The 13,229-nt window shown below is 70.3% G+C and carries 14 protein-coding genes; 11 read left to right on the top strand and 3 right to left on the bottom strand.

Annotation, left to right across the window (positions count from 1 at the left end; translation table 11 throughout):
• The 11 genes from VLK61_RS20540 (at window position 1) to VLK61_RS20490 (ending at window position 11,559) form a co-directional block, all read left to right on the top strand.
• On the top strand, window positions 1-939 hold the full coding sequence (locus VLK61_RS20540; RefSeq protein WP_325423493.1) for a sensor histidine kinase: 939 nt from the start codon (window positions 1-3) through the stop codon (window positions 937-939).
• A complete protein-coding gene (locus VLK61_RS20535; protein ID WP_325423492.1) occupies window positions 936-1,577 on the top strand; it encodes a response regulator transcription factor in 642 nt (213 codons plus the stop codon). Before VLK61_RS20540 ends, VLK61_RS20535 begins: the two co-directional genes overlap by 4 nt.
• A 128-nt stretch (window positions 1,578-1,705) precedes the next feature.
• The gene (locus VLK61_RS20530; RefSeq protein ID WP_325423491.1) at window positions 1,706-3,994 is read left to right on the top strand and encodes a TonB-dependent receptor; all 2,289 of its coding nucleotides are present in this window, start codon (window positions 1,706-1,708) and stop codon (window positions 3,992-3,994) included.
• Between the two features lie 189 nt (window positions 3,995-4,183).
• The gene (locus tag VLK61_RS20525) at window positions 4,184-5,206 is read left to right on the top strand and encodes an AAA family ATPase (RefSeq protein WP_325423490.1); all 1,023 of its coding nucleotides are present in this window, start codon (window positions 4,184-4,186) and stop codon (window positions 5,204-5,206) included.
• Window positions 5,203-6,045, top strand: coding sequence for a DUF58 domain-containing protein (locus VLK61_RS20520; protein ID WP_325423489.1), 843 nt, complete (start codon window positions 5,203-5,205; stop codon window positions 6,043-6,045). Before VLK61_RS20525 ends, VLK61_RS20520 begins: the two co-directional genes overlap by 4 nt.
• Window positions 6,042-6,980: a hypothetical protein gene (locus tag VLK61_RS20515; protein ID WP_325423488.1), complete on the top strand. Its 939-nt coding sequence runs from the start codon at window positions 6,042-6,044 to the stop codon at window positions 6,978-6,980. Before VLK61_RS20520 ends, VLK61_RS20515 begins: the two co-directional genes overlap by 4 nt.
• A complete protein-coding gene (locus VLK61_RS20510; RefSeq protein ID WP_325423487.1) occupies window positions 6,977-8,035 on the top strand; it encodes a vWA domain-containing protein in 1,059 nt (352 codons plus the stop codon). The genes VLK61_RS20515 and VLK61_RS20510 overlap by 4 nt, the downstream gene beginning before the upstream one ends.
• Window positions 8,026-8,592, top strand: a complete 567-nt coding sequence (locus tag VLK61_RS20505) for an MxaK protein (protein WP_325423486.1) — start codon at window positions 8,026-8,028, stop codon at window positions 8,590-8,592. The genes VLK61_RS20510 and VLK61_RS20505 overlap by 10 nt, the downstream gene beginning before the upstream one ends.
• A gap of 8 nt (window positions 8,593-8,600) precedes the next feature.
• Window positions 8,601-9,668, top strand: coding sequence for a vWA domain-containing protein (locus VLK61_RS20500; protein ID WP_325423485.1), 1,068 nt, complete (start codon window positions 8,601-8,603; stop codon window positions 9,666-9,668).
• Between the two features lie 29 nt (window positions 9,669-9,697).
• Complete coding sequence (locus VLK61_RS20495) at window positions 9,698-11,077, top strand: pyridoxal phosphate-dependent decarboxylase family protein (protein WP_325423484.1); 1,380 nt, start codon at window positions 9,698-9,700, stop codon at window positions 11,075-11,077.
• Window positions 11,074-11,559 carry a hypothetical protein gene (locus VLK61_RS20490; RefSeq protein WP_325423483.1) on the top strand — a complete coding sequence of 162 codons (486 nt, stop codon included), beginning with the start codon at window positions 11,074-11,076 and terminating at the stop codon, window positions 11,557-11,559. Before VLK61_RS20495 ends, VLK61_RS20490 begins: the two co-directional genes overlap by 4 nt.
• A gap of 109 nt (window positions 11,560-11,668) precedes the next feature.
• Here the strand turns inward: VLK61_RS20490 and vapC are convergent, their stop codons facing one another.
• The 3 genes from vapC to VLK61_RS20475 form a co-directional block, all read right to left on the bottom strand.
• Window positions 11,669-12,076: a type II toxin-antitoxin system VapC family toxin gene (gene vapC, locus VLK61_RS20485; RefSeq protein WP_325423482.1), complete on the bottom strand. Its 408-nt coding sequence runs from the start codon at window positions 12,074-12,076 to the stop codon at window positions 11,669-11,671.
• Window positions 12,073-12,267, bottom strand: a complete 195-nt coding sequence (locus VLK61_RS20480) for a type II toxin-antitoxin system VapB family antitoxin (protein ID WP_325423481.1) — start codon at window positions 12,265-12,267, stop codon at window positions 12,073-12,075. Before VLK61_RS20480 ends, vapC begins: the two co-directional genes overlap by 4 nt.
• 151 nt (window positions 12,268-12,418) lie before the next feature.
• On the bottom strand, window positions 12,419-13,099 hold the full coding sequence (locus VLK61_RS20475; RefSeq protein WP_325423480.1) for a GntR family transcriptional regulator: 681 nt from the start codon (window positions 13,097-13,099) through the stop codon (window positions 12,419-12,421).
• Window positions 13,100-13,229: the final 130 nt, after the last annotated feature.

Genomic DNA, 13,229 nt, shown 5'->3' with positions numbered 1-13,229 from the left:
ATGGGACTCGGTCGCTCGCGGCGCGATCTGGGCTGGGTGGCCCTGGCCACGCTGGGCAGCTATGCGCTGTCGCTGAGCCTGGAGTTCCACGAACGCTATGTGCGCTGGCTGGCCCGCTACGAACACTGGGAGCTGGACGAACTGCCGTTCAGCCTGGCCGTGCTGGCCTGCGGCCTGGCCTGGTACGCGCTGCGCCGCCGGCGCGATGCACTGGCCGAGCTGGCCCGCCGCGAACGGGCCGAAGCCCATGTCAACGCGCTGCTGGACCACAACCGCGCGCTGGCGCAGGGCCTGATCGCCTTGCAGGAGAGCGAGCGCCGCGCGCTGGCCCGCGAGCTGCACGACGAGTTCGGCCAAGGCTGCAGCGCCGTGCGCGTGGAAACAGCCTGGCTGCGCCGCTGCGCGGCTGACGACCGTGCCGGCATGCTCGCGGCCGCCCAGCGTGCCGATGCCGCCGCGCAGGACCTCCACCAGCTGGTGGGCGACCTGCTGCGCCGCTTGCGGCCGGCCGAGCTGGATGCGCTGGGCCTCGTCGCTGCGCTGCAGTCGCTGTGCGAATCCTGGGAGGAGCGCAGCGGCGTGAGCTGCGTCTTCCACCACGAGGGCCCGATCGAAGGGCTGGCCGATGCGATGGACATTGCCGTCTACCGCATCACCCAGGAGGCGCTGACCAATGTGATGCGCCATGCGCGTGCGAGCCAGGTGCGTGTGCAGCTGGCCTGCAGCGCGCTCGAGGGTCTGCACTTGAGCATCCAGGATGACGGCCGCGGCATGGATGTGGGGGCCGCCTCGCGCGGGCTCGGCCTGCTCGGCGCCACCGAGCGTGCCGCGGCCCTCGGCGGCGTGCTGGAAGTGCAGAGCACGCTGGGCCATGGCGTGCGGCTGCAGCTGCAGATTCCCTTGGCCGCGGCGGCGCCCGCGTGGCGGGAGGCGGCGTGATCCGCGTCATGCTGGCCGACGACCACCCGGTGGTGCGCAGCGGCTACCTGCGGCTGCTGGACCAGGCGGGCGACATGCGCATCGTGCACGAGGCCGGCGACGCCGATGCGGCCTACGCCGCCTTCGTCGCGCTAACACCTGACGTGGTCGTCACCGACTTGTCCATGCCCGGCGGCGGCGGGCTGGCGCTGATGCGGCGCATCCTGCAGCGTGATGCGGCGGCTCGCATCCTGGTCTTCAGCATGCACGACAGTCCGCTGCTGGTGCGCCGCGCGCTGGACGCCGGCGCGCGCGGTTTCCTCACCAAGGCCAGCCCGCCGGACAGCCTGGTCGACGCGGTGCGCGCCTTGCACGCCGGCCGGCGCTACCTGGACGCCGCGCTGCCACCCGGCCTGCTCCAGCGTGACCCGCACGACGAAAGCCAGCGGCTTGCCGGCTTAAGCGGCCGCGAGTTCGAGATCTTCCGCCTGCTCGCGCAAGGCCACTCGCCGGGTGAATGCGCGCAGGCGCTCAAGCTCAGCGCCAAGACCATCTCGAATCATCAGACGGTGATCAAGGAGAAGCTCGGCGTCGCCACCTCGGCCGCGCTGGCGCACCTGGCGATCCGGCACGGCGTGGTGTCGACGGCGGGGGTGTGAGGCGCGGCTCCTGACGCCGCGCGCCGGGAAGTTTTCCCTGGCCAGCGCGCCACGCGCTTGTTAGCGTGCACGGCAGTGCCCGCGCGCGATGCGGCGCGGCGCCACACAACGACAGCAGGAGACATCCGATGATTCGAACGATGCCGCGTTGGCGGCACGCCCCGCTGGCTCTCGCGGGCCTGATGGCCGTGGCCGCCACCGGCGCCGCGGCGCAGAGCCAGGGCGCGCCGACCACCAGCCTGCCGCAAGTGGAGGTGGTCGGCGTCACGCCCGTGCCCGGCACCGGCGTGGCCAAGGACCAGATCCCGTCCAACGTGCAGACCGCCAACGACAAGCGCCTGCGCCAGCTGCAGAGCCTGAACCTGCCCGATTTCATGAGCAGCCAGCTGCCCAGCGTCAACGTCAACGAGATCCAGGGCAACCCGTTCCAGATGGACGTCAACTTCCGCGGCTTCAGCGCCAGCCCGCTGCTGGGCACGCCGCAGGGCCTGTCGGTGTACCAGGACGGCGTGCGCATCAACGAGCCCTTCGGTGACGTGGTGAACTGGGACCTGATCCCCAAGGCCGCGCTGGCCCACATCACGCTGCTGCCGGGCTCCAACCCCTTGTTCGGCCTGAACACGCTGGGCGGCGCGCTGTCGCTGCAGACCAAGAGCGGCGACACCCACCCGGGCACCGAAGTCGAGGTCCAGGCGGGCTCGTTCAAGCGCGTCAGCACCGAGCTGTCGCATGGCCGCCGGCTGGGCGAGAGCGGCCACCTGTTCCTGGCCGCCAGCAGCTTCGATGAAGACGGCTGGCGCGACCACTCGCCCTCGCAGCTGCGCCAGTTCTTTGCCAAGGCCGGCCAGCACACCGACAGCGTCTCCTGGGAGCTGGCGCTGACCCATGGCCGCAATCGCATGATCGGCAACGGCCTGCTGCCTGAATCGATGCTCGAACACCGGCGCGAGCAGGTCTACACCCGGCCCGACCAGACCGAGAACACGATGACGCTGCTGAGCCTGAACGCCAGCGTCGACCTCAGCCCGCGCCACCGCGTATCGGCCACGCTGTACACCCGCCATGCGCGCGCCGCCACGCTGAACGGCGACCTCAACGACGACTACGACCCGCCCGACGACGAAGCCAGCGGTGTCGAGAACCGCACCCGCACGCAGCAGCGCGGGCAGGGCGTCACGATCCAGTCCAACTGGACCGGTGAGCAGCACCGGCTGACGCTGGGCGCCTCGCACGACCGCGCGCGCAGCCGCTTCATGCAGACCGAGGCCGAAGGCCTGCTCGACGCCACCCGCGCCGTGATCCCCGAGGATGAGCCCGAGGTCGATGCGCTGATCTCCGGCCGCAGCCGCACCACCAGCGTCTTCGTGCACGACCTCATCGCGCTGCAGCACAACCTGCAGTTGACGCTGTCCGGCCGCTTCAACAGCACCCGCGTCAGCACCGTCGACGAAGGGCGGCTCACGCTCGGCTTGCCGACCACGCTGGACGGCGAGGGCCGCTACCGCAAGTTCAACCCCGCCGCTGGCCTGACCTGGCAGCTGACGCCGAGCCTGACCGCCTACGCCAGCATGAGCCAGGGCAACCGCGCGCCCAGCCCGATCGAGCTGGGCTGCTCGGACCCGGACAAGGCCTGTGTGCTGCCCAATGCGCTGCAGTCCGACCCGCCCTTGAAGCAGGTGGTCTCGCGCACGGTCGAAGCCGGCGCGCGCGGCAGCCTGACGCCGCAGCTGCGCTGGAATGCGTCGGTCTTCCGCACCACCAACCGCGACGACCTGCTGTTCATCAGCAACGGCCGCGCGGCAGGCTATTTCACCAACTTCGGCCGCACGCGGCGCCAGGGTGTCGAGCTGAGCCTGGTGCAGCAGAACGGTGCTTTCAACTGGTCGGCCTCGTACAGCTTCCTGCGGGCCAGCTTCGAGTCCTCGGCCTGCATCGTTGCCGAAGGCAACAGCAGCGCGGAGACCAGCGCTGCCTGCACCGGCGACGACGAGATCGAAGTGCGGCCCGGCAATCGCCTGCCGGGCCTGCCCGAACACAGCCTGAAGCTCGGCGTGGACTGGAAGCCGGCCGCCACCTGGGGCGTCGGTGCGCAGCTGCGGGCCTTCTCGGGCCAAACCCTGCGCGGCAACGAGAACAACGCCCACCAAGCGGATGGCGACGAGTTCTTTGGTGCCGGGCGCATCGGCGGCTTCGCGGTGCTCGACCTGACCGGCAGCTGGCAGCTGGGCTCCGGCGTCGAGCTGTTCGCCAAGCTCAGCAATGCCTTCAACCGGCGCTATGCCAGCGCCGGCCTGCTCGGCGAAAACGCCTTCGACGCCGGCGGCACGCTGCAGGCACCGGACGACTGGCGCCATGAGCGCTTTCTCGCCCCCGGCGCGCCGCGTGCGCTGTGGCTGGGCGCGCGCCTGCGCTTCTAGAAGGCCGCGGCAGGGACAGGCCGCCGCAAGCGGCCAGGGCAGCGAATCCCCGCGGCTTGGCTCTTGCTTGACCTGCGGCTGTGAGCCCGCCGGCTCCGGCCGCTGTGTCGCGGCCGGGGCAGACTGTCACGCGCCCGGGCCGTTGCCGGCACCGTGCCGTGGGGCGTTAGCTCCGGACAAGGGATCTGCATGGACCGAAGCGATGCGCTGTTGACCGACTGGCGCCAGCGCGCGCTGGCGGTCGAGGCTGAAGTGGCGAAGGCCGTGATCGGCCAGGCGCGGGTGATCCGGCGGGTCAACCTGGCCGTCTTCGCGCGCGGCCACGTGCTGCTGCAGGGCGATGTGGGCGTGGGCAAGACCACGCTGCTGCGCGCCTTTGCCCAGGTGCTGGGCGGCGATTTCGCGCGCACCGAGGGCACCATCGACCTGATGCCCAACGACCTGATCTACTACACCCACATCGGCAGCGACGGCCGGCCGGCGGTGGATCCCGGCCCGTTGATCCGGCATGGCGAGGACCTGTCGATCTTCTTCTTCAACGAGATCAACCGCGCCCGCCCGCAGGTGCATTCGCTGCTGCTGCGGGCGATGGCCGAGCGCAGCGTCTCGGCCTTCAACCGCGAGTACCGGCTGCCGCACCTACTGGTGTTCGCTGATCGCAACCGCGTGGAGCGGGAAGAGACCTTCGAAATCTCCTCCGCGGCGCGCGACCGCTTCATGCTGGAAGTCACCATCGACCCGCCGGCCACCGCGGAAGACCGCCGCCGGCTGATGTTCGACCCGCGCTACCACGACACCGACCGGCTGGTCGGCGAACTCCAGCCCGCGATGGTGGCGCACCAGGACCTGAACGCCGTGGCTGAACAGGTGCAGCGCAGCATCGAGACCTCCGAGGCGCTGCAGTCCTATGCGCTGGCGCTGTGGCAGGCCACTGCCGCGCCGGCCGACTTCGGCGTGCGCGTGTCCGGCCTCGATGTGTCCACGCTGATGCTGGCCGGCGCCAGCCCGCGCGGCATGAGCATGCTGCTGCGCGCGGCGCGCGTGAACGCCTGGCTGCAGGAGCGCGCCTTTGTCACGCCGGAAGACGTGCAGGCGGTGTTCGCCGATGCCATAGCCCATCGCCTCGTCTACCAGCCGGTGTACGAGATGCGGCGCCACGACATCTCGGGCCCGCTGATCGCCGGCATCCTGAACCAGGTCGCGGCGCCTTGACGACGGCGGAAATCCACTACCGCGTCAGCGCCACGGTACGGGGCCATTTCCCGGGGCGGCACCGCAGCACGCGTGGCGACAGCGGCTTCGAATTCCGCGGCCACGCCAACCTTCTTGACGCGCCCGATGCCCGCCGGCTCGACCTGCACGCCAGCCTGCGCGACCCACTGCAGAACTGGATCGTTCGTGTGCACAGCGAGCGCAAATCGGTGCCGGTCACGATGGTGGCCGACCTGTCGGCGTCGATGGGCTTCGCCGGCGCCCGCCCCAAGCTGCAGGTGATGGCCGACTTTGCCGAGAGCCTGGCCTGGTCGGTCTGGCGCAATGGCGACAGCTTCGGCTTCATCGGCTGCGACAGCGCCGTGCGCCAGGACTTTCTGCAGCCGCAGACACGCACGCGCGGTGCCGGCCACGCCGTTGCCGCCGCGTTGCGCGTGTTGCAGCCCGACGGCCGCTCGGCACAAGGCCTGCTGGCCGCCCACGCTTACTTGAACCGTCAGCGCTCACTGGTCTTCCTGCTGTCGGATTTCCACCTGCCGCTGGACGAGGTCGCCGCGCTGCTGGACAGCCTGGCCGCGCACCAGGTGGTGCCGGTGCTGCTGTGGGATGCGCGGGAATTCGCCCTCAGCGCGCCGCGTGGCCTGGCCCAGGTGCTGGACCCCGAGAGCGGCGCGCGCCGGCTGGTCTGGTGGCGCCCGGCCTTGCGCCGGCAGTGGCTGGCGCGGCAGGCCCAGCGGCGCGAGGCCTTGTTCCAGCTGTTCAGCGCCCACCGCCTCAGCCCGCTGCTGCTGGCCGAGGGCTTCGATGCCGATGCCGTGACCCGGCACTTCCACGCATGAAGCCGATGCGCGCGCGGGCTTGCGCCCGGCTCGGGCCGGTGATGCTGGCCGCGCTGCTGATGCCGGCTGCCGGCACCGCGCGGGCCGCTGACGAGGTGGCCACCGTGACGGTGCAGGAGCCGCGCGCCTTCGGCCATGTCGTCGGCGACCGGGTCACGCGCATCGTCACCGTGCACGTGCCGGCCGGCAGTGCCTTCGACGAGAGCTCGCTGCCGCAGAGCGCCCGCCGCGGCCAGGCGCTGGAGCTGCGGCAGGTCACGCAGCGCAGCCGCTGGCAGCTGGTGGGCAGCCGCCATGAGTTGACGCTGGTCTACCAGGTGTTCCTGTCGCCGCCCGAGGTGCGCACGCTGGAATTGCCGCCGCTCACTTTGCGTGTCAAAGGTCCGTCGCGCATCGAAGACCTGCGTGTCGATGCCTGGCCGCTCACCGTGGCGCCGCTGGCGCCGGCCGAGGCCCCGGTGCGCGAAGGGCTGGGCGAACTGCGGCCCGATGCCGCGCCGCCGCTGATCGACACCGGCCCGGCCAGGGCGCGATTGACGGCCTACTTCGTGCTGCTGCTGTTGGCGGCCGGCTACCTTGGCCATGTCTACCTGGGCTTGCCGTGGTGGGCGCGGCGCCGGCGTCCTTTCACGATGGCCTGGCGTGCGCTGCGCGGGCTGCCGGAGTCGGCTTTCGCCGAACGGCGGCAGGAGATGTTCAAGCGTGTGCACGAGGCGCTGAACCAGACGGCGGGCCAGGTGCTGTTCGAGCCGGACATCGAGCGCTTCATCACCGCCCACCCGCAGTTTGCCGGCCAACGCGCCGAGCTGGCGCTGTTCTTCCAGCGCTCGCGCGAGCAGTTCTTTGCCGGCGCGGCGGCCGAGGCGACGGACCACGACGCGTGGCTGCGCCGCTTCTGCAAGGCCTGCTGCGATGCGGAGCGGGGCGCGGCATGAATGCCTACCTCAGCTTCGCGCATCCCTGGCTGCTGGGCCTGCTGCCGCTGGCGCTGCTGGCCTTGCTGCCCGGCGCGGCGCATGAGCTGCGCAACGCCGTCGTCGCGCTGATGCCGCGCGATGGGGTCTCCAGCGCGCTGCAGGTCGGGCTGCGCCTGGTCGCGGTGCTGGCGCTGGCCGGCATCGTCATCGGCCTGGCGGGCCCGTACCGGCCGGCCTACACGATTGAACGGGTGGGCAAGGGCGCCGAGATCGTGCTGGTGCTGGACCGCAGCCGCAGCATGGACCAGGGCTTCGCCGGCGGCCGGGCTGGCGCGGCGGCGGCGCCGCGCGGCACCGGGCCCGAAGCGCTGGACTACTACGTCCGGCTCGGCAGTGCCCGCGCGCGCGAGCCCAAGGGCCGGGTGGCGAGAGCGCTGCTGTCGGAGTTCGCCGCCAAGCGTGCTGACGACCGCTTCGGCATGGTCGTCTTCAGCACCGTGCCGATGCGGGTGCTCGATTTCACGCAGAAGCAGGAGGTCATCCAGGCCGCCATTGCCGCGGGCAACGTCGGGCGCGGCCTGTCCGAGACCAACATCGCGCTGGCGCTGGAATCGGCGCTGTCGTTCTTCGAGGACCGGCCCTATACCGGGTCGCGCATCGTGCTGCTGGTGTCGGACGGCGGCGACAAGCTCGACCCCGCGGCCCGCGAGCGCATCCAGGAGCTGGTGCGCAAACACCGCGTGGCGATCTACTGGATCTACCTGCGCTCGGTCAACAGCCCGGGGCTGACGCTGGAGACGAACGAGGCGCCGTCCAACCTGGACGTGGTGCCGGAGTACATGCTGCACCGCTACTTCGAATCACTGGGTGCGCCCTACCGCGCCTACGAAGCCGAGAACCCGGCCGCGCTGCAGAAGGCCATCGAGGATTTGAATCGCCTGGAGAACCTGCCCATCGTCTACCGCGACCTGGTGCCGCGGCGCGACCTCTCGCCCCATGCCCACGGCCTGGCCTTGCTGTGCGTGCTGCTGCTGCTGGCGGCCAACCTGCTGGAGATCCGTCGATGGGCCTAGCCCTGAACGTCGCCCAACAGCGCACGCGCCGGGTCTGGATCGCACTGGCCGTGCTGGTGCTGGTGGCCGCGGTCGATGCCACGCACACCTGGCGGGTGCAGCGCCTCAATGCACTGATCGAATCGGGCCAGGTGCCGCCGGCAGGGCCGGCGCCGGCAGCCGATGCCGCGCCGCAGCTGCAGTTCGCCCAGGCCCACGCGCTGGCCACCAGCGGATCGCTGGACGTGGCATTGAGCCGTTATCAGGCGCTGCACACCGATGCATCGCTGCGCCAGGCCGCCCGCTTCAACAGCGCCAACCTGCTGCTGCGCCAGGCCCAGCGCGTGCGCGCCGGCCCCCAGCCCGGCCAGGCGATTCCGCTGATCGAGCTGGCCAAGGAGTTGTACCGCGAGCTGCTGCGCGACGACCCCGCGCACTGGGACGCGCGCTACAACCTCGAGCGTGCGCAGCGCCTGCTGCCCGACCCTGAAGAAGCCGAAGAGGCGCCGGCCGCCGAACCCCGCAATGCCGAACGCGCGGTGACCACCATGCGGGGGCATTCGCCCGGGCTGCCATGAAGACCGCCATGAGGGCCGCCATGGGCTGGATGGCCCGCCTGAACCGCCGCGCCGCGGCCCTGTGGCGCCACGAGCGCGACCGCTGCCTGCTGGCCGCCGCGGCGCTGGCGCTGGCGGCCAGCTTCCTGAACCCGGGCCTGCAGCTGGAACAGTCGCTGGTGGCGCAGGTGGTGGTGCTGGACATCACGCAAAGCATGAACGTCACCGATCAGCAGCTGGCCGGGCAGCCGGTGTCGCGCCTGGCCTTCGCGAAACAGGCGCTGCACCAGGCCCTGCCGCAGCTGCCCTGCGGCTCGCGCATCGGCTGGGCGGTCTTCACCGAGTACCGCAGCTTCCTGCTGATGGCGCCGGTGGAGGTGTGCCAGCACCTGGGCGAGCTGCAGGCCACGCTGGCCGGCATCGACGGGCGCATGGCCTGGTCCGGCAACAGCGAAGTGGCCAAGGGCCTGCACAGCGGCATCGGCGTGGTCAAGCTGCTGCCGGGCAAACCTTCGCTGGTGTTCGTCACCGACGGCCACGAGGCCCCGCCGCTGAACCCGCGGCACCGCCCGGCGTTCGACGACAAGCCGGGCGATGTGGCCGGGCTGATCGTCGGCGTCGGCGGGCTGCTGCCGGTGCCGATCCCGAAGACCGATCCACTGGGTCGCCCGATGGGATTCTGGCGGGCCGACGAAGTGATGCAGACCGACCCGTACAGCCAGGGCCGCGGCGCCAGCCTGGGCGGGGAGAAGCTGGTTGACGACGACGCCGCGGCCCCGGCACGGCCCGGCGTGCGCGGCGGCAATGTCCCGTCCGCGCTGCCGGGTGGAGTGGCCGGCAGCGAGCATCTGTCGGCGCTGCGCGAAGGCTACCTGCGGCTGCTGGCCGGCGAACTGGGGCTGGACTTCCATCGCCTGCACAGCGGCGATGGGCTGGCCGAGGCACTCACCGCGCCGGCGCTGGCCCGCCCGGTGCTGGCGCGGGCCGACCTGCGCCCGGCCTTCGCGGCGCTGGCCCTGGCGCTGCTGCTGGCGCGCCTGGTGCCGGCCTTGCGGCGCCGACTGCGCAGTGGGCGCGCTTGGCGAAAATGGGGCTGACCCCCCCGCCGGCAAGGCCGCAACCCCCGATGACATCCCTTCTCGACGACGCCGCGCGGCGCGCCAGCCGCTACCTGGACTCCCTGCCCACGCGCGCGGTGGCGCCGCAGCCCGAGGCCATCGCCGGCCTGGCCGCGCTGGACGAGCCGCTGCCCGAGCAGCCGCAAGCGCCGGAAGCCGTGCTGCACCGGCTCGACGAGATCGGCTCGCCCGCCACCTCGGCGATGGCCGGCGGGCGCTTCTTCGGCTACGTGGTCGGCGGTGCGCTGCCGGTCAGCGTGGCCGCCAACTGGCTGGCCACCGCGTGGGACCAGAATGCTGCCGCACCGGCCGCCACGCCGGGCGTCGCGGCTTTCGAGCAGGTCGCGCTGCGCTGGCTGCTGGAGATCCTGGACCTGCCGCGCGAGGCGGGCGGCGCCTTCGTCACCGGCGCGACCCAGGCCAACCTGTGCGGGCTGGCGGCCGCGCGCCACGCGGTGCTGGCGCGTGCCGGCTGGGACGTGGAAGCCGACGGCCTGTTCGGCGCCCCGCCGATCACCGTGATCGTCGGCGCCGAAGCGCACCCCACGCTGTTCAAGGCGCTCGGCGTGCTGGGGCTGGGCCGCAACCGCGTCGTGCGTGTCGCCACCGATGCGCAGGGTCGCCTGCGCGCCGAGCGGCTGCCGCGCATGGCCGGTCCGAGCATCCTGTGTGTGCAGGCCGGTAACGTCAACACCGGCACCTTCGATCCGATCGAAGCACTGTGCAACGCCGCGCACGAGGCCGGCGCCTGGGTGCATGTCGACGGCGCCTTCGGCCTGTGGTCCCGCGCCGCGCCGTCGCTGCAGCCGCTGTGCCACGGCGCCGAGCTGGCCGACTCCTGGGCCACCGATGCCCACAAGTGGCTGAACGTGCCCTACGACAGCGGCCTGGCCTTCGTGCGCGACGGCGACGCGCTGCGCGCCGCGATGTCGGTCACCGCCGCCTACCTGCCGGCGCAGGGCGCCGTGCGCGCGCCGTCGGACTACACGCCGGAGCTGTCGCGACGCGCCCGCGGTGTCGACGTCTGGGCCGCGCTCAGCGCACTGGGCCGCAGCGGCGTGGCAGAGATGATCGAGCGCTGCTGCCGCCACGCGCGCCGCTTCGCCCAGGGGCTGGCCGCCGCCGGGTTCACGATCCACAACGAGGTGGTGCTGAACCAGGTGCTGGTGAGTTTTGGTGACGCGTCCATAACGCGACAGGTGATCGACCAGCTGCAGGCCGAAGGCACCTGCTGGTGCGGCGTGACCGAATGGCAGGGGCATACCGCGATGCGCATCAGCGTGTGCTCCTGGGCCACGACGGACGAAGATGTCGAGCGCAGCCTGGCGGCGATGCTGCGGGTGGCCGGGCTGGCATGCACCCGTCAGAAGGACGGAGAGCGCGCATGAGCCTTGCCACTGTCGAAATCCTCACGACCCGTTTGTCCGCCATGTTCTCCCGCATTTCCGCACTGGTCATTGCATCCGCGCTCATTGCTTCAACAGCAAACGCATGTATCTTCGTGCAGCCCAGTGCCGAAGATGTCGCCGACAAGGCAACGACCTTGCTCCGTGTGCTCATCACCGAAGTGAAACTGGTCAAGCGCGAGCGAAAGACGCTTTCTGATCAAAGGGACCAGATTGAGGTTCACTATGAGGTCCTGGAGCGCATCAAGGGAAAATCGCCGTCCTCGCGCGTATTTCGCACAGAGAACTCGGAGCCCGGAGCGTGTGGTGCACTGCACTTTCTCGTCGGCTTCGAGTACATCCTGGGGGCAATCACGTCCCATCCCTCGGCGCCGTTGTATGGTGTGACCTCACTCTTCCCGAACGCACCAGGCAGCCAGAAGCGTCGTCAGGAACTTCGGACGCTCACTTCGCGCATGCGATGAGGCCTCGCGGTCATCGCGACAGCCAAGGGCGTACTACCTGGCCCGCGAGGTGCCCTTGCTTATCAGTCAGTGTGCGGGCCAAGCGCCGCGCCGCTGTCTGCGCGCTACCTCAAACCCTGGTTTCCGAATAGGCCTCGCGCAGCCCCAAGTGCGCGACGAAGGGCGCGAAATCCCGATCGCAATGCAAGAGCGTGAGGCCGTCTTCGATGCATCGCGTCGCGATCAAGCTATCGATCGTTTTGCGAATCGTGATGCCCTTGCCCCGAAGAACACGGTAGTTCTCGGATGCCTTCAATGCCAATTCGTATCCGCAGAGGTCAAGGCGGGTGAAGGTGTCGAACACCTTCCTGACCCACTTGAATTCTTTGTCATCACGAACGCCCTGCAAGACTTCTGCCGCGATCAAGTCCCCGACTGCGATGCGCGTTCGCCCGAAGAAGGAGTCAAGAAGTGCGACTTGTGGCGTGTCGGCCGAACGAAAGTAGTCGACCCAGACACTGGAATCGACAAGGATCATCTGTCGGTCCTCATGGCGTCGAGGTCACCTTCCCAGGTGATCTTGCCTCGCAGTTCACGCGCCTTCTCTTGCGCCCGGAGTTCAACCAAGGTCCGCAAACCAAGCTCCACGGCTTCCTTCTTGGTTTTTGCGCCGGTCGCTCTCAGGGCGTCCTTCATGAGCTTGTCGTCTATCTCGATGTTCGTTCGCATGCTGTGTACCTCACCAAGTTCTGGTACACAGCGTACCACTGTCGCCGTCAGGCGAAAACTCGGGCGCGGCGAGGCCCAAGGACTTGCCGACAGGCTCGCGAAGCGGCCGGCGCGCACGGCATCTGAACTCGGCCGGGCCTGTTCGCTCCCTTCAGCCGCCGCGCGCCTTCAGGCTGTTGACATAGTTGTCGCGGGTGCCGGTGACATGCTCGTGCATCAGCGCGCGGAAGGCCGTGAAGTCGCCGGCTTCGAACAGGCGCAGCAGGCGCGTGTGCTGCTCGAAGCCGCGTGAGTGCAGCACATCGGCCGGCGCCGACAGGTGCGTGCGCAGCGTGGCGATCTTGGTCGCCGCGGTGGCATAGGCGGCCAGCATGTAAGGGTTGCCGCAGTGGTCGAAGAAGGCCTCGTGCAGCCGCGTGTCGGCGCGGCCGTAGCGCACGGGATCGCGCGCGCCGCGGGCCGCTTCCATCTCGGCGATGGCCGCCTTCAGCGCCGCCACGGTGGCCTCGCGGTCATGGTGATAGGCCAGCTCGGCGGCGCTGGGCTCCACGGTGCAGCGGAACTCGCAGATCGCCGTGATGTCCGCTTCGCTGGGCTCGAAGACATAACTCCCGCGCTGCGGCTTGACGACGACCAGGCCCTGCAGCTGCAACTGGTTCAGTGCTTCGCGCACGGGGGTGCGGCTAACGCCGAACTGCGCCGCCAGCGACTCCTCCGGAATCATCGCGCCGAGCGCGAACTCGCCGTCGATGATGGCTTCGCGCAGGCGTTCAGCCACGCGGCTGGCCAGCGACTTCGGGGTCTCGATCTTGAAGCGGGACGAGTTCAGCAACGGGACGACCTGGGTGGGAGTGATGGGCTGGGCGCCATCGCGCGCCCGACGGGTGAGTCTGTCAGATCGTGATGCGGGCGGCAGCCGCCGGCGCGGCGCGAGGCATTGGGGTTTGTTCTGGTGCTCTAGT

This window comes from Aquabacterium sp., assembly GCF_035476535.1.
Classification (GTDB): Bacteria; Pseudomonadota; Gammaproteobacteria; order Burkholderiales; family Burkholderiaceae_C; genus Pseudaquabacterium.
Note: the sequence above shows the minus strand (reverse complement) of the source record. Positions and strands in the feature narration are given on the sequence as shown.